The following is an 18,651-nucleotide window of genomic DNA, read 5'->3' as shown; positions in this document are numbered from 1 at the left end:
CACCCAACTCAGCCGTATCCAGACGGTGAACGAGGCGCTGACGGGCCCCCAGCAGCCGGCTGGGGCGGCGGAGGCAGCCACGGAGGCCGGGACACCTTCGACTGCCGGTGCCATGGGCGTCGGCGGTGCGGACGGCCCCGGTGCGCACGGCCCCGCTGCTGCCGCAGCGCCGTCGGCTGTTCCGCCTCGAACGGACCGCCCGCCCTCCGTGTCCCCCGCCGCACAGGCCCAGCCTCCCCTCCCCCCTGAACGTCGGCCGTTCCGCTCGCGACCGATGCCTTCCCCCAGGCCGGCTGCCGCGTCCGCGGAAGCTCGCACGCCGAATCCCACACCCGGTGAGATGCCCGCGGGCCGGACACAGCTCCCGGAACCCACGCGCTCCGGGGACATGCCCGTGCCCGCGGACCCCGTCGACGGAACGGGATCTGGCTTCGACGGTCGAGGCGCGCCACCATGGCAGCAGCGACCGGCGATCGGGCAGGAGGGGCTGTGAGCGCTCACCTGCTGACAGAGGACCGCCCGGAGTACGAGCGGCTCCTCGACGAGGCATTGCGCTCGGCCACCGAGCGCCCGGAACTGGCCACCATGGGAGAACGGCTCACGGCGGAGCAACTGCGCACCATGGCGCTTGGTGCGAGGGCACTCCTCACGGCGGCCGCAGCGGCCGAGTACGACCACTATGTGAAGGTCCGCGACGAACGCCGTTACTCGGTGTCGTCGCCGGCGGCCGCCTCCGCCCCGTCCGCCCTTGCCCGCTCCGGCACCCTCCCGGCGGCCACCGGCCACCGTGTACGGGCAGGTCTGGGCCGGCGGTTCGGCGCGGCCGTCCTGGGTGCCGGACAACCGGGCGGCCGCCGGATCAGCGGCGGAGTCGCTGCGCCACGGTGGGCCGGGATGTCCTACGGCCGCCGTCTGCTGGCAGCGTTGCTGGGCCTGCACGTACGCCCAGAGGTACCGTCGGCGGCGGGGGCGCGGCCGCCGCGTACGCCCGCGCCGCCGCCGTCGGCCGCCCGCACGCGCCCGACCAGCAGCGGAACACCGGCCCTGGAAACGACCGAGGCGGCCGGAGCCGGGTTGCTCAGCGTCTTCGCCGTCCTCGCCCCCGTCTTCTCGGCAACCGCCGCCGCGTTGTTCTTCCTCATCGGCCTCGTCCTCAAGATGTTCGGCGCCGAGTCGGGGTCCGGCCGGACCATGTTCGCCGCTGGATGGCTGTTCGTAGCCGTGACCGTGGGCGCTATCGCCGTCTGTGCGGTCGGCCTGGTGGTTACTGCTCTGCGCAGCAGCCCCGACCGGCCCACGCCGGAGGCCGCGCGCGGCCACGAACCGAGCGAGGAGGTGGCCCGGGCCAGAGAAGCCTGGCGGAATGCCCTGCTGGAACGGGGCATCATGCCCTTCCTGAGGGATGCGCTCGCCGACCCGGGCTTTCCGCTCTCGGACGCCCCTTCCCGCGCCCCCGCCCCCGACCGCATACCGAACCTCGGCTACACCGCTCCGGACTTCACCTCCCCCAGGTCCAGATCCAATCCCGCTCCGGGCACCCGCCCGGGCTACACCAGCCCTGACCTCGCGGGCCCGGAACGCCGGCCGGAGTGAGGCGTCGACGGCCCAGCCGGACTCAGGAGCGCTTCGCGGCCAGCAGCGAGGCGTAGGGGATCGCAGTGTTCCCCGAGAAGTACTCGTCGACGCCGTACCTCTCTGCGGACTCGGCGTCGGACGACAGATGGCCCCTGGAATCGAACGAGGAAATCCTGATGGCGAAGCCGCTGTCCGTCTTGGTGATCCATCGGTCCGAACTGATGTAGCGCGGCCTGCGTGTCACGTTGAGGATGTTGTTGTTGTGGCGCACCCTCGCGTGGTTCATGACGTAGTCGGGGCAGGGGGTGGCGGAGCAATCGAAGAACCTGTCCGTCTTCTCGCGCCATGAGAAGATCGGAAACTTGAATCTTTCGTCCATCTTTCCGCGGTCCGCCCTCAGGAATGCGACCGATGCGGAGGTCGAGACGAGGTCGTACGTCGCGTCCGTGGGGATGTGGACCACTCGCTCGGTGGTGAAGGTGGTTCCGGGCGCGATCCAGGCGCCTGTCGGGGCGACCGGTCCGGCATCGACATTCCGGTACCCGACGGGCCGCACGTGAAGCTCCGTGTTGATCCCCAGCTCCGCATCGGCACGCCAATCCTTTTGGTCCGGCTCGGTCTTCTTCCCGTCGAATACGGACTGCTGTCCCTGAACCCGGTAGTTGCTGTTGAGGATGTAGGCGGGAACGACCCCGTCGTTCACCACGCGGAGCTTGACCGGAAGGTAGACGAGCGGGAGTTCCGGATCCCGGGTCGGCGTCCCGAATTTCGCCTCCACCTTGAAATGGAAGAGCGCCGCGTAAGGCTGGTACAAGGCCGAGTAGGAGAAGTTGGCCAGGGTCAGCAGCGCGGTGGCCACCACACCCGCGGTGAAACTCTTCGGGTGGGTGATCCCCTTCCAGGCCCGCTCCCGCCAGATCGCCCACACCGCCCACAGACACCAGAGCGAGAGGGAGACGAACACCGGCAGGTACGGAGTCCACTCCCGCTCTTCGAACCACACGGCCAGCAGCAGGGACTCCGTCGCCACCGCGATGATCACGCCCACCATCACCAACGCGCCCGAGTACCGCAGCGTCCGCTTCCCCCAGAAGTCGAACACCGCAGCCGCCGCGACCGCCTGCACGGCTCCCGAGAGCACGAACAGGAACCCGGTCAGACGCCCCGAGAAGGTCAGTGCCCCCAGCGCGTCCACCATGCCGATGTCGGCGAGCAGGAGCGCGGAGGCGAGCAGTCCGGCAACCAGCAGTGCGATCGTGGCGCGCCGGCGTCCCGCGTGGTCGGGCCAGACGGAGCTGTCCGCCCCGCGCCAGGACACGGCGGCCCGGTCCTCCAGGTCCATGTCGCCAGGCAGTCCCGCGCGGCGCAGCTGCCTGCGCAGATCACGCTGCGACCAGGCGCTGCCCGCCGGTGCGCCGTCGACGGTGACCTGACGCAGACCGCGCTCGTCGGGCGCCTGCACGACCACCCTGCGCGTGCTCATGCACCCACCCTCACGGCCCCGCCCGGGGAGTGCACCCGGGGATACTCCAACCGCCCACACGCCCGGCCGCCCGCCCGGCCGCAGGGAGAGCCGGGGCGGGCGGCTGGAACACCGGTGGGATCAGCGGTGATGACGTTGCGTCACTACGGAAGCCGCTCGATGATCCACTCGCACAGTTCCCGGGTGATCGCGGTGTGCGGGGTGGTGGCAGAGGACCAGAGGAAGTCGTCCAGCTCGCTTTCGCCCGGGTCGAGCGAGGCGACCTTCGCGTACAGGTCCTCCTGCTTGTCGATGTCGCGGATCGCCACCGCGCTGACGGTCGGGACGAAGCAGACGGCCTCGTGCCGCAGGTCGACCTTGCCGCCCTTCGCCACCAGCTCGTCCGCCATGATCTTGTAGGAGGCGAGGGTGCCGCCCGGCGCGCCGTCCAGCTCGGGGTATCCGCTGGTGGTGACCGGCTTCGAGGCGGGCGGGAACAGCCGCTTCAGCTCGGCGACCGTGACGTTGTTGCCGGTGGCCTGGGTGTAGAAGGTCGTGCCGGGGAAGGCGATCAGGCCGGTGCTCTTCAGTGCCACGTCGCCGGGCGGGATGCTGAGGCCCATGCCGTCGCCGGTGCCGTTGGCCACCGCGATCGTGCGCGGGATCCGCGGCCAGCCGCCCATGCGGCGCAGGTCCTCCAGCAGCTTGGTGCGCAGCGGGTCGATCTCGTCCTTGTCGGTCTCGCTGTTGTAGTGGCGCCAGAGCATCTGCCGGGCCGCCGGGCTGTTCATCTGCCGTGCGAAGTCGTTGTCCATCGGGATGAAGTGCGCGAACGCCTGCAGGCCGATCGGGATCACGGCGCCGCGGTGCGGGGTGTCGTAGGAGAAGTACAGCGCGGTCTGGTGGTCCATCCGCTGCGTCTCCATCTTGGCCAGCGCGTAGCGGGTGATCAGGCCGCCCATGCTGAAGCCGCCGACGGTCAGCCGGTCGTCACCGACGCGCTCCGCGATGGTCCTGAGGATCGCCGCGGTCACGGTCTCGGCGTTCTCCTGGATCGGCGCGGTGCGCTCGTCGAATCCGACCAGGATCACGGTGCGCCCCTGCTTGCGCAGGGCGGTCAGGAACTTGTACTCCCCGCCGTCCAGGCCCTGGGCGAGCCACTGCAGATCGCTTCGGCCGAGGTTGAACCCGTCGGCCATGATCACCGGGTTGTGGACGTAGTTGGCGCCCTCGCCGTAGTAGACCCAGGCGAAGCCGTTCGGCAGCTCCCACTCCGTGTCGCGCTGATGTACGGGGACCGTGATGGGCGGCGGCGAACTCAGCGGGGCCGCCGCGATCAGCTTGCCGCTGATCTGTTCCGACTGGGCGTCCTTGCCGCTCGGGGTTCCGGGCACGGGTGTCTCCTTCTGGCTGCGCGCACGGCTCCGCAGCCCGGCCGGGCCGGACGCACGGAGGTGCAGGGTGAGGGGTGATGACGACCCATCATCTGCACACGCAATGTAATATTCCGGTTACGCAGCGCAACATTCGCTCGTTAGGGGGGATCCTCGCCGGCCACGTTTGGATCGCGCTAAGCGGCGTCCGCCGACGGGGTGCAGCCCTGGCAGCGGCCGGGGGTGGGGGAGCGGAAGGCGCGGTCGCAGCCGTCGCAGGTGCGGAGGGGATGGATCTCGCGGTCCGGGGGTACGGGGTGTGCCGGGGCGGGGTCCCGCAGCCGGGGCGGGAGCAGCTCCCGCAGGCGGTGGGCGAGCAGTGCCGCCGGGGAGTGGATGGCGGTCGTCGGCAGAGAGCGGGTCAGGGCGGCGGCGACGGCGCTCGGGGTCACCCCGCGCTCCAGCCAGAGCGCCGCGGCGGGCGCCAGCCGTACGGTGTCCCGCTCGGACAGCACGAGCCGGGGATCCCGCAGCCGCAGCCGGGCCAGCAACTCGCGGGCCTGGAGCTCTGTTTCGGAGACGGCGGCCGGGGCGGTGTCCGCCTCCGGCTCGGGGTCCGGTTCGGGAACCGGCTTCCGCTCGGCCGCGGTGGGCTCGGCGCGCCGTTCGCGAGCCGCTGCCGCCATCGCGGGCGGGTTGTTGTACGAGACCGTGCAGGTCACGATCTGGCCGGTGGGGAGCCTCTCGCGGTACCGGGCCAGGTAGCCGTGCTCCTCCAGCTCGCGCAGGGTGGCCGCGATGCGTACCTCGCCCTCGGGGAAGCGTTCGGCGAGGGCCTTGATGGTGACCTTCGCGCCCGCCGGGAGGGACTGGATGTGCGTGGCCAGACCGATCGCGCCCATGCTCAACTCGCGGTGCTGGGCGAGGTGGTTGCCGATCTTGACGTAGCCGCGGCGGTGGTCGTGATTGATGTGCCGGATGCCCGACGAGACGCGCGAGGGCGCGCTAAACTGCTGGTCAGCCATGGAAGGGAGATGCCTTCTCTTGGTCAGGCCCTCGGCGGGATTGGCGTCCCGCACGAGGGCCGAATTGCGTTTATGGGGTTGTCGGGGGTTAGCGTGCCGGACGGATTGGCATATGCGCCAGCCGGGTTGGGGTGATTCACCCGTCCGAGTGAGAGGGGGAGGGGGAGGTGAGGAGAGGTCATTTCCCCCGGTTGTTTGTCTTTAGACGTCGAGCGTCACCAGCTATCGCCCCACCGGACCGTGGAAACCTCGATCCGGCGAAATCGGACTTTCCGATTCCCGTGCCTCGGTGCGGCCACCCGTGCGTAGCCTGACGGGAGTTGCAGGCCAACGGAGGTGGCAGTGAGCGCAGAGGGCACCGACGAGTCCAGCTGGGCACTCGACCCGGAGGACGAATCCGGGGCGGTCGTCGCGGCGGTGGGGCGCCAGTTGAAAATGTGGCGGGAAGCGGCCGGATTCGACCGGTCCACTTTTGCTGAACGGATGGGCTACGGGGCGGACCTGACCCGCAAGATCGAAAGTGGCACCCGTATTCCGCGTCCGGAGTTCCTGGACAAGGCGGACGAGGTTCTCGGTGCGGGCGGGAAGATCGCCGCGATGAAGGTGGACGTCGAAAAGGCCCGCTATCCCAAGAAGGTTCGGGATCTGGCCAAGTTGGAATCCGAGGCGGTGGAGATCGGGTCCTACGACAACGGCGTGGTTCCGGGCTTGCTTCAGACCGAGGAGTACATCCGCGCCCTCTACGCGGTCAGGCGCCCGGCCTACTCGGAGGATCAGACCGAGCGTCTGGTCGCGGCGAGGGTGGCGCGCCACGACATCCTCCGGCGACATCCGGCCCCGTTGCTGACCGTCGTGCAGGAAGAGGCTGTTCTCCGACGGCCCGTCGGGGGCAAGATGGTGCTGCGCCGCCAACTGGAGCACCTGCTGGAGGTCGGCCAGTTGCGCAACGTGGAGATCCAGGTGATGCCCACTGCGGTGGAGGAGCATGCCGGTCTCGCGGGATCACTGAAGATCATGCGCCTCAATGACGGAACGACAGTCGGGCACAACGAAGTTCAGCTGGTCAGTCGCTTGATCACTGAACCCAAAGAGGTCCAGATCCTGGACATGCGCTATGGCATGATCCGAGCGCAGGCTCTGACGCCTCGCGAATCTCTGACGTTCATCGAGAAGGTACTGGGGGAGACATGAGCATCAAGCAGTCGGCTGAGGGCTTCTCCGCACTGACGTGGGTCAAGAGCAGCTACAGCACCAACGACGGACCCGACTGCGTCGAAGTCGCCTGGACCAAGAGCAGCTACAGCACGAACGACGGGCCTAACTGCGTCGAGGTCGCCCGGACCCCCGGCACCGTCCTCGTCCGGGACTCCAAGCGGCCCGACGGTGACCGGCTGGCCGTCGCCCCCGCCGCCTGGGTCGGGTTCGTCACTCACGCCACCACGTGAGAAGCACGGGTTCGGCCGTCAAGGCCGTCATCCGCTACCGGCGGCCGGATCCGGAGTGCTGGGCGGTCGTCGTCAGGGCCGCCTGCAATCCGCTGGGCAGCAGCTGGGACGCGGCCAAGGCGGTGGCCCAGGCCGGCCCCGCCGTCTCCGGGCACGCCGACCGGCTGGCCAAGGCCCTCGCCACGCGGCTCGGGAACGTCGAGGAGCTCGCGGTCGCCCTCGCCGGTACGGGGGACCTCCGCGCGCTGCCCGCCCTCCGGCGCATCGCGGAGGGCAACCGGATCCCGCTGAACGTCCCCTGGGTCCCCCACCTGGCCGCGCTGCCCGCCGCGGAACTGCTTCCGACGATGCGGGCGGTGCTGCGCCTGGATCCGGCGAAGTACCACGCGAGCACCGCCGCCCTCGAACTCCTCGCGCTCTGGGGCCCGGCCGCCGCGCCCGCCGTACCCGAGGTGCTCCCGTACCTGGAGGGCCCGTACGCCTACGGCGCCCTGCGCGTCCTGGGCCGGATCGGCCGGGCCGCGGCCGTCGCCGCCGACCGGCTGGCCGACTTCGCCACCGGCCGTGCCCCGAAGGCGGCCCGCCACCATCCGCGGCTGGCAGCCTGGGCGCACTGGAGGGCCACCGGCGACCCGGAGCTGGCCCTCGACGTGTGCGGTGCGGCCCTGGGGTCCGGGACCGCCAGCCACGGCCTGCCCTTCCTCGCCGATCTAGGCCCCCTGGCCGCCGCCCACGCGGACACCGTGCGCGGCCTGATGGAATCGCCCGGCGCCTGGACCCGGGTCGCCGCGGCCCACGCGTACGCGCGGATCACCGGGGACTCGGAGCCCGCCATGGCGGTGCTGCTGGCCGAGGTGGACCCCGACTGGACCGGGAACCCCGCCCTGCCGACCCGGGAAGCCGTCCGCCGACTCGGCGGGATCGGGGCATCCGCTGCCGCCGCGGCGCCCCTGCTGCGCCGGATCCTGGCGGCGGAGGAGCGGCTGAGCCACCCGTACGAGCACGTCCGGATCATGGCCGACGAGGCCTACGTCCGCACCCTCACCGAGGCGTTGGCCCGGATCGGCGCGAGCGCGGACGGCCCGGCGCCGGTGGCCGCGCCCGCCGCCCGGCGCGGGGTGCTGGAGCGATGGCTGGGCCCGCGCGCAGCGCGTCCCCGCTGACCGGCCGAATCCTCAGCCCGCTTCGCCCAGCAGGGTACGCGCGTACGTCAGGAACGCCGCCAGGCCCAGGTCGAAGGCGGCGTCCGCGCGGCCCGGGCCGACGGCCGCCAGGGCGTCCGCGAGCAGCGGGGTGTCGGCGGACGGCTCCCACATGGCCTCGGGTGCGGCCAGGTCCAGGGCCGAGCCGAGGACCAGGTTCTCCAGCGCCGTCAACAGCGGCATCACCTGGACGCGGGTGAAACCCGCCGCCAGCAGCATGCCGACCGCGCGCTCGTACTGCGCCAGCACCCGCGGGGCCCGCACCGGCGTGGTCATCAGCAGCGGGATGGCCCGCGGGGAGGCCGCGAAGGCGGCCCGGTACGAGCGCGCCCAGGCCTCCAGGGCGCGGTCCCACGGCTCCAGGTCCAGCGTTTCGCCGCCGATCCGGTCGCATACGAGCTCCCGCACCAGCTCCACCACCCCCGCCCGGCCGTCCACGTGGTGGTACACCGACGCGGTCTGCACCCCGAGCGCCCGGGCGATCTGCGGAACGCTGAACTCGCCCTGCTCCGCGACCAGTTGCAGTGCGGTCGTGGCGATCCGCTCCCGGTCGAGCAGGGGGGTGCGCGGCCGTGCCATCGATTTCTCCCGCCGTGAGGTCTTCCCGTACGCCAAAACCGGAGGCTACATTGCCGCGAACCTAAAGCCTTTAGATTCTGGTCTCCCCGAAGGGTGCATCTCCGCATGCCCGAAACGCCGGAACCGACAGCAGCCAGACCCACCCTCCGCCGCGCCACGCTCGGCACCGCGGACATCTCCTTCTTCGTGGTCTCCGCCGCAGCCCCGCTCACCGTCATGGCCGGCGTCGCCCCCGTGGCGATCCTGCTCGGCGGGATCGGCGCGCCCGCCGGGTACCTCCTCGCCGGCCTCACCCTCGCCGTCTTCGCCGTCGGGTTCACCACCATGAGCCGCCACGTCCGCAGCGGCGGCGCCTTCTACGCGTACATCACCCGCGGCCTCGGCAAGCGCGTCGGCATCGGCGCCGCCCTGCTCGCCCTGATCGGCTACAACGGCATGGAGATCGGCGTCTACGGGCTCCTCGGCACCACCAGCGCCGACACCGCCCGCGCCCTCGGCGGCCTCGACGTCCCCTGGCTGCCCGTCTCCCTCGCCGGCCTCGGCCTCATCTGGTACGGCGGCTTCCGCTCGATCGACTTCGGCGCCAAGGTGCTCGGCGTCCTGCTCGTCGCCGAGACGGGGATACTCGTCCTGCTCGCGGGCGGTGTCCTGCTCGAGGGCGGCGCCCACGGCCTCTCCGCCGGCTCCTTCGCCCCCGGAGCGGTCCTCGTCCCCGGCACCGCAGCCGTCCTGGCCTTCGCCTTCGCCGCGTTCACCGGCTTCGAGTCCACCGTCATCTACCGCCGCGAGGCCCGCGACCCCGACCGGACCATCCCGCGCGCCACCTACATCGCCGTCGCCTTCCTCGGCCTCTTCTACGCCTTCGTCGTCTGGACCGTCATCCAGGCCTTCGGCGCCGAGGAGGTCGTAGCGGCCGCCGCCGAGGACCCCGGCGGCCTCTTCTTCGCCGCGATCACCACGTACGTCGGCCCCTGGGCGGCCGACCTGATGCACCTGTTCATCGTCACCAGCGTCATCGCCTCCCTCCTCGCCTTCCACAACGCCATCAACCGGTACGCGCTCGCCCTCGCCGAGGAGGGCGTCCTGCCCGCCGCCCTCGGCCGGATCCACCCGCGCCACCGCTCCCCGTACCTGGCCGGCCTCGCCCAGACCGCCCTCGGCGCCGTCGTCGTCCTCGGCTTCGCGCTGGCCGGCGCCGACCCGTACCAGCAGCTCCTGCTCTGGGTGAACACGCCCGGCATGATCGGCCTCATGGCGCTGATGCTGCTCGCCGCGATCGCCGTACCCGTCTACTTCCGGCGCATCGCGCACACCGAGGGCCCCTGGCGGACCGTGGTCGCGCCCGTCGCCGCAGCCGTGCTGCTCGCCGTGGCGATCGTGCTGGTCATCGCCAAGGTCGGCCTCTTCACCATGGCCTCCACCACCGTCAACACCGTCCTCGTCGCCCTCGTGCCCGCCGTCTTCCTGGCCGGGCTCGGCCTCGCCCGGCGCCTGGAGACCCGCCGCCCCGAGACCTACGCCCGATTCGCCGCCGAGCCCGAGCCCGAGCCCGAAGCCGCACCCGAACCCGAAGGAGAAGAGCCGTGCCCGCTGCCGACACCGTCCTCACCGGAGCCCGCGTCCGCACCCTCGACCCCGGCCGCCCCGAGGCCCGCGCGGTAGCGGTCCGCGGCGGCGGGATCCTCGCCGTCGGCGACGAGGCCGACGTACGCGACTGGCGCGGACCCGCCACGGAGGTGATCGACCTCGGTGGCGCCACCCTCAGCCCCGGTCTGACCGACGCCCACAGCCACCCCGTCTGGGGCATCGAGATGGCCACCGGAACCGACCTCTCCGCCGTCCGGGACCTCGACCAGCTGCGCGCCGCCCTCCGAGGCGCCCCCCGCAGCGGGGGCTGGGTCATCGGATACGGCCTCGACCACAACGCCTTCGGCGGCCGCCCCGTCGACAAGGCCCTGGTCGAGGAGGCCCTGGCCGGCGCCCCCGCGTTCCTGCGCCTGTACGACGGCCACTCCGCGCTGGCCTCCGGCGCGGCCCTGGACGCCGCGGGCATCACCGGCCCGCGTACCTTCGACCAGCGCTCGGAGATCGTCTGCGACCGGGACGGACGCCCGACCGGCCACCTCGTCGAGCACGCCGCGATGGCCCTGGTGGGCGCCCTCGCCCCGAAGCCCTCGTCCGCCGAGCGGCGCAGCCGCCTCACGGCCCTGCTCGGCGACATGGCCGCCACCGGCCTGACCGGGGCCCACGTGATGGACCTCGGCGACGGCGACGTACCGGCCCTGCTCGCCGGCGTCGAGTACGAGGGCGACCTGCCGCTGCGGCTGAACCTGGCACCCTGGTGCATGCCCGGCGCCACCGGGCAGGAGCTGGCCGAGCTGATCGCGCTCCAAGGGCTGTGCGGGCGCCACTGGCAGGTCGGCGGCGTGAAGTTCTTCATGGACGGCACCGTCGAGGGCGGCACCGCCTGGCTCGAGCACGCCGACTGCCACGGCCGCGGCACGGACGCCTTCTGGCCCGACCCCGAGGCCTACTCGGCGGCCGTGCGGACCCTCGACGCGGCCGGGGTGCGTACGGCGACCCACGCCATCGGCGACGCGGCGGTCCGGCACGTCCTGGACACGGTGGCCTCGCTGGGCGGGCAGGCCCGGATGCGGCACCGGATCGAGCACATCGAGACCGTCCCGGACGACCAGCTGAAGCGGTTCGCCGAGCTCGGGGTGATCGCCTCGATGCAGCCGCCGCACACCGCGTACACCCGGGCCGACCACAGCGACGAGTGGTCGAAGCGACTGGGCGCGACCCGCGCGGCCCGGGCCTGGCGCTGCCGGGACCTGCGGGACGCGGGGGCCGTACTCGCCCTGGGCTCGGACTGGCCGATCGCCCACCACGACGCCCGCCGGGTCCTGGCCATCGCCCGCAGCCCGCTCGGCGCGGCCGCCGGCGGGCCCGCGCTGACGGGATCGATGGCCCTGGAGGGCATGACCTCGCACGCCGCACTCGCGGCAGGGGAGCAGCAGGTGGCGGGCCGGATCGCGGCCGGCTTCCGGGCGGATCTGACGGCCTTCGCGCTCGACCCGGTGGACGCCGCCCCCGACGAACTGGCCGAGGCCCCGATCCGGCTCACGATGTCGGGCGGCCGGATCACCCACCGCGGGGTCTAGGGGGTGCCTTCCACGGGCTCCGGGGCTCGCGACACGCCAACACGCGCAGCTTGCTTGTCAGTTCAAAATTCATCCATATGATGATCGCGATTCGGCCATCGGCCGGAACCATCCGGGATGCCGCGGGGGCGTTCCGGACCGCTCATTTACGACCCCGTCACGGGAGTACCTCATGAAGCGACGCATCGCCGCACTCGGCCTCACGGCCGCATCGATCGCCGCAACCCTCATCGGCTTCGCCCCGGCCGCCAACGCGGCAACCCCTTCCTGCACCTCCGAGACGCGGATCTGGCAGGGCGAGTTCTACACCGACGTCCCCTCGACGTCCGGCGGCTCGACCAACTGCGTCCTGCGCGTGGGCGCCAACAATCCCGCCGTCTACCGGCTCCAGTACACGCTCTACATATGCAACGGCGCCAACAGCCTCGGCCTCGACGGCATCTACGGCCGCGAGACGGCGGGTGCGGTGCGGGCCTTCCAGGAGCTGATGCACATCGGCGTCGACGGCACGTACGGCCCGCAGACCCGCAACGCCATGTACTGGTCCTTCAACTCGAAGACGCAGTACTACTGCGGCAAGATCTGACCCCGCCGCCCGCCCCCGGCGCCATCGCCCCACTCCGGCGCCGGGGCCGGGGGGTCAGGCGTGCAGCAGGCTCTGCGGGAGGTACGCGGAGGTGACGCCGAGCCGCCAGCCGTGGACCTGGACGGCGAGCGCGGCCACGGCGATCGTGCCGGCCGGGAACAGGGTGCGGGGGGCCGGGTCCGGGCCTGCGCCCTCGCGGAGGCCGGCGAGGTTCCCGGCAAGGGCGCGTTCGAAGGCGGGCTGGTCGTCGTCGAGCAGGACGCGCAGCAGCCGCTGGTCCGGCGTGAGCACGCCGAGGCCGTCCAGCCGGCGGGCCGCCTCCGCGCGTTCGGCGGCGTCCGGCTTGCACAGGGTCGCGTCCGGCCAGTCCCGCGGCAGGTGCCCGGCCGCCCGGGTGAGGTAGAGGCACAGCGCGTCCATCTCGGCGAGCTCGGCCGGGTCGGAGTGCGAGTCGAGCGGCGAGTAGGGCACGCCGTCGTGGAGGGCGGGCGCGAAGTCGTTGCGCAGCAGCAGCCCGATGACGCGGTCCCGCTCCCGCACCGCCCCGCTGACCACGCACAACGCGAAGGCGTCCAGCCAGGTCCGGGCGGTGGGCGCCCGGTCGACGGCGTCGCCGAAGGAGATGTCCATGCTGCTGAGCTCTTCATCGAGCAGGGGGAACGGCACCTCGAAGTCGCCGTCGGGGCAGCAGCCGAGGGTGAGTTCCCCGAGCGCGCATTCGGCGGCCGTCCGCAGTGCACGGCGCACGACGGCTCCGCTCAGCTCGGGGTCCGCCTGCGTCTGCGCGCCGACGTGGTCGAGCAGGTCGTCGCGGGTCTCTTGGAGCCCCTTGAGGGACAGCAGCCCCCCGTACCGCAGCCCGTGCCAGTGGTCGTAGACCCGTCCGGTGACGTCCTCCAGTGCCCGGGACATCCGGTGCCCGCTGACCTCGTGCCGCATCACGTCCTGCACGCCGCCGCCTCCTTGATCGTTTGGCCTTGCGACGCGCACGCTAACAACACCCACTGACACCGCCCCTGAGGGCGCGGGCGGGCTGCGGTCAGCGGCCGGTGCGGAAGCGGTTCAGCAGGGCCGACGCCGGGTGCGGTCCCGCGTATTCGGGCTCGCGGGGCAGCCGGTGCGGCAGCGAGCCGTACCAGCTGCGCGAGACCGTGTAGCCGAACGCCAGGCAGAGCATGCCGCCCACGGCGTCCAGCCAGAAGTGATTGGCGGTGGCCACGATCACCACGAGGGTGGCCACCGGGTAGAGCAGACCCAGGATCCGGGCCCACGGGGCGGAGGCGACCGCGAAGATCGTCAGCCCGCACCAGAGCGACCACCCTATGTGCATGGAGGGCATGGCCGCGTACTGGTTCGACATGTGCTTGAGGTTGCCGGAGGCCATCGAGCCCCAGGTGTGGTGGACCAGCACGGTGTCGACGAAGCTCTGCCCGTTCATCAGCCGGGGCGGCGCGAGCGGGAAGAAGTAGTAGCCGACCAGGGCCACGCCCGTGGTGGCGAAGAGGACCAGGCGCGTGGCCGCGTAGCGCCCCGGATGGAAGCGGTAGATCCAGACCAGGACGCCGACGGTCACGATGAAGTGGAGCGTGGCGTAGTAGTAGTTCATGCCGACGATCAGCCACGTCACCGAGTTCACGGCGTGGTTGACCGATTGCTCCACCGCGATCCCGAGGGTGCGCTCGAGGTCCCACAGCCAGTCGGCGTTCGCCAGGGCGTCCGCCTTCTGCTCGGGCACCGCGTTGCGAATGAGCGAGTACGTCCAGTAACTGACCCCGATGAGCAGGACCTCGAACCAGATCCGAGGCCGGCGCGGAGCTCGCAACCGGGACAAATGGGTGCGCTGATCCCCCGGACGAGTCTGGCTCTCGGTCACGTGGGGTGACGAGACTTCCGTCCGGGTTTCCAGTGTCTTCACGCTCGATTCACCCATGGGGAAAGAGTCTGCCAGATGGCTTCTCGCCTTCGATCATCCCTCGGGAGGGTCTCCGGCGCAGCCGCTCACCCCTGGGGACGAGACGGTCCCCTACGTTGCCCCGGACCGGAGGCGGTGGATCCGCGGACCACCAGTTCGGGCAGGAAGACGAACTCGCTGTGCGGGGCCGGCGTACCGCCGATCTCCTCCAGGAGCGTGCGGACCGCAGCCTGCCCCATGGCCTGCACGGGCTGCCGGATCGTGGTGAGCGGCGGATCGGTGAACGCTATGAGAGGGGAGTCGTCGAAGCCGACGACCGACACGTCCTGCGGCACGCGCAGCCCCTGCTGCCGGGCCGCCCGGATCGCACCGAGCGCCATCATGTCGCTCGCACACACGATGGCCGTGCAGCCTCGCGCGATGAGCGCGGCCGCGGCGGCCTGCCCGCCCTCCAGTGAATAGAGGGAGTGCTGGATGAGCTCCTCGACCTCGGACTCGTCCAGGCCGAGCCGCTCCTGCATCCCCAGCCGGAAGCCCTCGATCTTGCGCAGGACCGGCACGAACCGCTTGGGTCCGACCGCGAGCCCGATCCGGGTGTGCCCGAGCGCGGTCAGGTGGGTCACGGCGAGCTGCATCGCGGCGCGGTCGTCGGGGGAGACGAAGGGGGCCTGCACCTTGTCGGAGAACCCGTTGATGAGGACGTACGGAACGCCCTGCCCGCGGAGTTGGTCGTAGCGGCCCATGTCGGCCGTGGTGTCGGCGTGCAGCCCGGAGACGAAGATGATGCCGGAGACCCCGCGGTCGACCAGCATCTCGGTGAGCTCGTCCTCGGTGGACCCGCCGGGCGTCTGCGTGGCCAGCACCGGCGTGTACCCCTGCCGGGTCAGCGCCTGGCCGATGACCTGGGCGAGCGCCGGGAAGATGGGGTTGTCCAGCTCGGGGGTTATCAGGCCGACGAGCCCCGCGCTGCGCTGGCGCAGTTTGACGGGACGCTCGTAGCCGAGCACGTCGAGCGCGGCCAGCACGGACTCGCGGGTGCCTGCGGCCACACCGGGCTTGCCGTTGAGCACGCGGCTGACTGTGGCTTCGCTGACCCCCGCCTGGGCTGCGATGTCGGCTAGCCGTGCGGTCACGGGATTGGACTGTACCGGTCCATGGCTCACAACGCCCACCACGTGCACGAATCCGGGGGCAGCAGTACGGTCCGGCCGTCCGTCTCGACCGGCGCGCTGGAGAGTACGGGGCGCCCCGGCGAGGACATTTCGAGCGGATCGGACCGGCCGTTGAGGGTGCACGCGAAGCCGGGCCGGGTGAAGAGGAGGACGTCCGCGGGAGCGGGCAGCCAGGTCAGCGGGCCCGCATCGGGGGAGCCGAGGCCGGGCAGTGCGCGGCGCAGCTCCAGGGCGGCGCGGTACAGCTCGAGGGTGGAGTGCGGGTCGCCGGTCTGGGCGGCGACGCTCAGCGGGGCCCAGTCCGCGGGCTGCGGGAGCCAGCTGCCGGCCGGCCCGAAACCGTACGGGGGCTGCTCACCGGACCAGGGCAGCGGGATCCGGCAGCCGTCGCGCAGGCCGTCCTGCCCGGCCGTGCGCAGGAAGGCGGGGTCCTGGCGTACGGCGTCGGGGAGGTCCGCGACCTCGGGCAGGCCGAGCTCCTCGCCCTGGTAGAGGTACGCCGACCCGGGCAGGGCGAGCATCAGCAGGGCGGCGGCCCGGGCCCGGGCCAGGCCCTGCGCGCCGCCGCCGTAGCGGGTGACGTGGCGTACGACGTCGTGGTTGGACAGCACCCAGGTGGTGGGGGCGCCGACGGAGGCGGTGGCGGCGAGGGACTCGTCGATGACGGTCCGCATCGCCCGGGTGTCCCACGGGCAGTTCAGGAAGCGGAAGTTGAAGGCCTGGTGCAGCTCGTCGGGCCGGACGTACAGGGCGAGCCGCTCGGAGGTCGGCGCCCAGGCCTCGGCGACACCGATGCGCGGGCCCGGGTAGGAGTCGAGCAGCCGCCGCCAGGAGCGGTGGATCTCGTGGACGCCGTCCTGGTCGAAGAAGGGGAGGGGCTCGGTGCCGATCAGGGTGGCCTGGGCGCCGCGGCCGATGTCGGGCAGGCCGGAGGCCTTGACCATGCCGTGGGCGACGTCGATGCGGAAGCCGTCCACGCCGAGGTCGAGCCAGAAGCGCAGGACGGAGGCGAACTCCTCCGCGACCTCGGGATGCTCCCAGTTCAGGTCGGGCTGCTCGGGCGCGAAGAGGTGCAGGTACCACGCTCCCCCGGCCTCCGGCCGGGAGGTGCCCCCATCGCCTGCCGGCGCCGGGATCCGGGTCCAGGCGGGCCCGCCGAAGACGGACTCCCAGTCGTTGGGCGGCCGCTCCCCGAGCGGTCCGCGCCCGGGGCGGAAGTGGTACCGGGCCCGGGCCGGGCTCCCCGGCTCCGCGGCGAGGGCCTCCCGGAACCAGGCGTGGCGGTCGGAGGTGTGGTTGGGCACCACGTCCACGATGACCCGCAGGCCCAGCGCGTGGGCGGCCCGGACGAGCTCGTCGGCGTCGGAGAGGTCCCCGAAGAGCGGATCGACGGCCCGGTAGTCGGCGACGTCGTAGCCGCCGTCGGCCTGCGGGGAGACGTAGAAGGGGGTGAGCCACACGGCGTCGACCCCGAGCCGGGCCAGGTGGGGCAGGCGCGTGCGCACCCCGCGGAGGTCGCCGATGCCGTCGCCGTCGCTGTCCGCGAAGGACCGTACGTACACCTGGTAGATGACGGCATCGCGCCACCAGCCGCCGCTTGCGGTGGTCTTGCTGGAAGCGCTTGCAAGCCGGGATGCGGTCAGCTCATGGGTCATATCGGGGTCAACGCGAGTACATGCCCCCTGGTTGCGGGCCCGGTCACCCGAAGACCGTTCGAACTAACAGCAAGCTGCGGCAACCGTCAGGACACACGGATGTAACGATCACCGTCTCTTGCAGAAAATTGCCGCAAGCTCTTTCGGTCAGCTTTCAGGCTTGTTACGTTCCCTGCAACTCGGGACCGCGAGGGCGCGGCCGGGATCATCGAAGGAGTTCATATGCGGCGTGGCATAGCGGCCACCGCGCTGGTCGCGACCCTGGCGCTCGCGGCGACGGCTTGCGGTGGGGACGACAAGGGCGCGGCCGGCGAGACCAAGGCAGGCGGCGAGCTTTCCGGCACGGTCACGTGGTGGGACACCTCGAACGACGCCGAGAAGGCCAGCTTCCAGAAGATCGCCGAGGCGTTCACCGCGAAGCACCCGAAGGTCACCGTCAAGTACGTCAACGTCCCGTACGGCGACGCGCAGAACAAGGTCAAGAACGCCTTCAGCAGCGGTTCCGAAGCCCCTGACGTCATCCGCGCCGACGTCGGCTGGGTCGCCGACTTCGCCTCCCTCGGCTACCTCGACGAGGTTCCGGCCGAGACGGCCAAGAAGGTCGACGCCGAGTTCCTGCCCCAGGCCGCGGCCAGCGGCAAGTACGAGGGCAAGACCTACGCGGTCCCGCAGGTCATCGACACCCTCGGCCTCTTCTACAACAAGAAGATGCTCGCCGACGCCGGCGTCCAGCCCCCCAAGACGCTGGAAGAGGTGAAGACCGCCGCCGCCGCCATCAAGGCGAAGACCGGCAAGGCCGGCCTCTACCTGCGCGGCGACGACTCGTACTGGTTCCTCCCCCTCATCTACGGCGAGGGCGGCGACCTGGTCGACGCGAAGAACAAGACGGTCACCGTGGACAACGCGGCGGGCGTCAAGGCGTTCAAGACCGCCCGTGACCTGGTCACCTCGGGCGCGGCGATCACCAACGCCACCGACGGCTGGGTCAACATGCAGACCGCCTTCAAGTCGGGCGAAGCCGCGATGATGATCAACGGCCCGTGGGCCGTCGCCGACACCTACGCCGGCGACCAGTTCAAGGACAAGGCCAACCTCGGCGTCGCCGCCGTCCCGGCCGGCTCCGCCAAGGCCGGCGCCCCGCAGGGCGGCCACGACCTCGCCGTCTACGCCGGTTCCAAGAACCGCGCCGCCGCGCACGCCTTCGTCGAGTACATGACCTCGCAGGACGTGCAGGTGCAGTCCACCAAGGAGCTCAGCCTGCTCCCGACGCGGACCGCCGCCTACGAGCAGCCCGACGTCAAGTCCAGCGAGATGGTCCAGTTCTTCAAGCCGGCGGTGGACAAGGCCGTCGAGCGCGCCTGGATCCCGGAGAACGGCTCCCTCTTCGAGCCGCTGAAGGTCGAGTACACCAAGGCGATCACCGGGGCCTCGAGCCCGGAGGACGCGGCCAAGGCGGCCGGCGTCGAGTTCCGCAAGATCCTCAAGGGCTGGAAGTAGAAAA

Annotated in this window: 16 protein-coding genes; 8 read left to right on the top strand and 8 right to left on the bottom strand. The window is 71.6% G+C overall.

Annotation, left to right across the window (positions count from 1 at the left end; all coding sequences use genetic code 11):
- Positions 1-489: 489 nt before the first annotated feature.
- Positions 490-1,593: a hypothetical protein gene (locus ACFYXK_RS02215; RefSeq protein WP_389409415.1), complete on the top strand. Its 1,104-nt coding sequence runs from the start codon at positions 490-492 to the stop codon at positions 1,591-1,593.
- Positions 1,594-1,615: 22 nt separating this feature from the next.
- On the opposite strand, the gene ACFYXK_RS02210 is transcribed toward ACFYXK_RS02215, so the two are convergent.
- The 3 genes from ACFYXK_RS02210 to ACFYXK_RS02200 all read right to left on the bottom strand — a co-directional run bounded on the left by ACFYXK_RS02210 (position 1,616) and on the right by ACFYXK_RS02200 (position 5,435).
- Entirely contained in the window at positions 1,616-3,058 is a 1,443-nt protein-coding gene (locus ACFYXK_RS02210; protein ID WP_389409414.1) for a hypothetical protein, read from the bottom strand.
- Positions 3,059-3,201: 143 nt separating this feature from the next.
- On the bottom strand, positions 3,202-4,431 hold the full coding sequence (locus ACFYXK_RS02205; RefSeq protein WP_389409413.1) for an esterase/lipase family protein: 1,230 nt from the start codon (positions 4,429-4,431) through the stop codon (positions 3,202-3,204).
- Positions 4,432-4,607: 176 nt separating this feature from the next.
- Positions 4,608-5,435, bottom strand: coding sequence for a helix-turn-helix domain-containing protein (locus tag ACFYXK_RS02200; protein ID WP_389409412.1), 828 nt, complete (start codon positions 5,433-5,435; stop codon positions 4,608-4,610).
- A 342-nt stretch (positions 5,436-5,777) separates the two neighbouring features.
- Here ACFYXK_RS02200 and ACFYXK_RS02195 point away from each other — a divergent pair, with 342 nt between their 5' ends.
- Genes ACFYXK_RS02195 through ACFYXK_RS02185 form a run of 3 tightly spaced genes read left to right on the top strand, consistent with a single transcriptional unit; the run spans position 5,778 to position 8,043 of the window.
- Positions 5,778-6,626, top strand: a complete 849-nt coding sequence (locus tag ACFYXK_RS02195) for a helix-turn-helix domain-containing protein (protein WP_389409411.1) — start codon at positions 5,778-5,780, stop codon at positions 6,624-6,626.
- On the top strand, positions 6,623-6,880 hold the full coding sequence (locus ACFYXK_RS02190) for a DUF397 domain-containing protein (protein ID WP_389409410.1): 258 nt from the start codon (positions 6,623-6,625) through the stop codon (positions 6,878-6,880). The genes ACFYXK_RS02195 and ACFYXK_RS02190 overlap by 4 nt, the downstream gene beginning before the upstream one ends.
- Entirely contained in the window at positions 6,877-8,043 is a 1,167-nt protein-coding gene (locus ACFYXK_RS02185) for a hypothetical protein (protein WP_389409409.1), read from the top strand. Before ACFYXK_RS02190 ends, ACFYXK_RS02185 begins: the two co-directional genes overlap by 4 nt.
- Before the next feature lie 12 nt (positions 8,044-8,055).
- On the opposite strand, the gene ACFYXK_RS02180 is transcribed toward ACFYXK_RS02185, so the two are convergent.
- Positions 8,056-8,661, bottom strand: coding sequence for a TetR/AcrR family transcriptional regulator (locus ACFYXK_RS02180; RefSeq protein ID WP_389409408.1), 606 nt, complete (start codon positions 8,659-8,661; stop codon positions 8,056-8,058).
- Positions 8,662-8,766: 105 nt separating this feature from the next.
- On the opposite strand from ACFYXK_RS02180, the gene ACFYXK_RS02175 reads away from it, so the two are divergent.
- The 3 genes from ACFYXK_RS02175 to ACFYXK_RS02165 all read left to right on the top strand — a co-directional run bounded on the left by ACFYXK_RS02175 (position 8,767) and on the right by ACFYXK_RS02165 (position 12,411).
- The gene (locus tag ACFYXK_RS02175; RefSeq protein WP_389409407.1) at positions 8,767-10,323 is read left to right on the top strand and encodes an APC family permease; all 1,557 of its coding nucleotides are present in this window, start codon (positions 8,767-8,769) and stop codon (positions 10,321-10,323) included.
- Positions 10,245-11,825, top strand: a complete 1,581-nt coding sequence (locus tag ACFYXK_RS02170) for an amidohydrolase (RefSeq protein WP_389409406.1) — start codon at positions 10,245-10,247, stop codon at positions 11,823-11,825. Before ACFYXK_RS02175 ends, ACFYXK_RS02170 begins: the two co-directional genes overlap by 79 nt.
- Before the next feature lie 172 nt (positions 11,826-11,997).
- On the top strand, positions 11,998-12,411 hold the full coding sequence (locus ACFYXK_RS02165) for a peptidoglycan-binding protein (protein ID WP_389409405.1): 414 nt from the start codon (positions 11,998-12,000) through the stop codon (positions 12,409-12,411).
- Positions 12,412-12,465: 54 nt separating this feature from the next.
- On the opposite strand, the gene ACFYXK_RS02160 is transcribed toward ACFYXK_RS02165, so the two are convergent.
- The 4 genes from ACFYXK_RS02160 to ACFYXK_RS02145 form a co-directional block, all read right to left on the bottom strand.
- Positions 12,466-13,362: an immunity 49 family protein gene (locus ACFYXK_RS02160; RefSeq protein WP_389409404.1), complete on the bottom strand. Its 897-nt coding sequence runs from the start codon at positions 13,360-13,362 to the stop codon at positions 12,466-12,468.
- Between the two features lie 88 nt (positions 13,363-13,450).
- Positions 13,451-14,341, bottom strand: a complete 891-nt coding sequence (locus tag ACFYXK_RS02155) for a phosphatase PAP2 family protein (protein WP_389409403.1) — start codon at positions 14,339-14,341, stop codon at positions 13,451-13,453.
- 68 nt (positions 14,342-14,409) lie between these two features.
- Positions 14,410-15,456, bottom strand: a complete 1,047-nt coding sequence (locus ACFYXK_RS02150) for a LacI family DNA-binding transcriptional regulator (RefSeq protein WP_389409402.1) — start codon at positions 15,454-15,456, stop codon at positions 14,410-14,412.
- A gap of 26 nt (positions 15,457-15,482) precedes the next feature.
- The gene (locus ACFYXK_RS02145) at positions 15,483-17,150 is read right to left on the bottom strand and encodes a glycoside hydrolase family 13 protein (RefSeq protein ID WP_389409401.1); all 1,668 of its coding nucleotides are present in this window, start codon (positions 17,148-17,150) and stop codon (positions 15,483-15,485) included.
- A gap of 222 nt (positions 17,151-17,372) precedes the next feature.
- On the opposite strand from ACFYXK_RS02145, the gene ACFYXK_RS02140 reads away from it, so the two are divergent.
- Positions 17,373-18,647: an extracellular solute-binding protein gene (locus ACFYXK_RS02140; RefSeq protein WP_383507790.1), complete on the top strand. Its 1,275-nt coding sequence runs from the start codon at positions 17,373-17,375 to the stop codon at positions 18,645-18,647.
- Positions 18,648-18,651: the final 4 nt, after the last annotated feature.

It is taken from the genome of Streptomyces sp. NPDC002209, assembly GCF_042890265.1.
Classification (GTDB): Bacteria; Actinomycetota; Actinomycetes; order Streptomycetales; family Streptomycetaceae; genus Streptomyces.
The sequence above is the reverse complement of the archived record's forward strand: the minus strand, read 5'-3'. Positions and strand labels throughout refer to the sequence as shown.

What these genes read in the sequence shown, in the direction of transcription:
- ACFYXK_RS02140 (WP_383507790.1), top strand. Translation starts at nt 17,373, where the DNA reads ATGCGGCGTGGCATAGCGGCCACCGCGCTGGTCGCGACCCTGGCGCTC.
- ACFYXK_RS02175 (WP_389409407.1), top strand. Translation starts at nt 8,767, where the DNA reads ATGCCCGAAACGCCGGAACCGACAGCAGCCAGACCCACCCTCCGCCGC.
- ACFYXK_RS02165 (WP_389409405.1), top strand. Translation starts at nt 11,998, where the DNA reads ATGAAGCGACGCATCGCCGCACTCGGCCTCACGGCCGCATCGATCGCC.
- ACFYXK_RS02200 (WP_389409412.1), bottom strand. Translation starts at nt 5,435, where the DNA reads ATGGCTGACCAGCAGTTTAGCGCGCCCTCGCGCGTCTCGTCGGGCATC.
- ACFYXK_RS02145 (WP_389409401.1), bottom strand. Translation starts at nt 17,150, where the DNA reads ATGACCCATGAGCTGACCGCATCCCGGCTTGCAAGCGCTTCCAGCAAG.
- ACFYXK_RS02180 (WP_389409408.1), bottom strand. Translation starts at nt 8,661, where the DNA reads ATGGCACGGCCGCGCACCCCCCTGCTCGACCGGGAGCGGATCGCCACG.
- ACFYXK_RS02155 (WP_389409403.1), bottom strand. Translation starts at nt 14,341, where the DNA reads ATGGGTGAATCGAGCGTGAAGACACTGGAAACCCGGACGGAAGTCTCG.
- ACFYXK_RS02210 (WP_389409414.1), bottom strand. Translation starts at nt 3,058, where the DNA reads ATGAGCACGCGCAGGGTGGTCGTGCAGGCGCCCGACGAGCGCGGTCTG.
- ACFYXK_RS02190 (WP_389409410.1), top strand. Translation starts at nt 6,623, where the DNA reads ATGAGCATCAAGCAGTCGGCTGAGGGCTTCTCCGCACTGACGTGGGTC.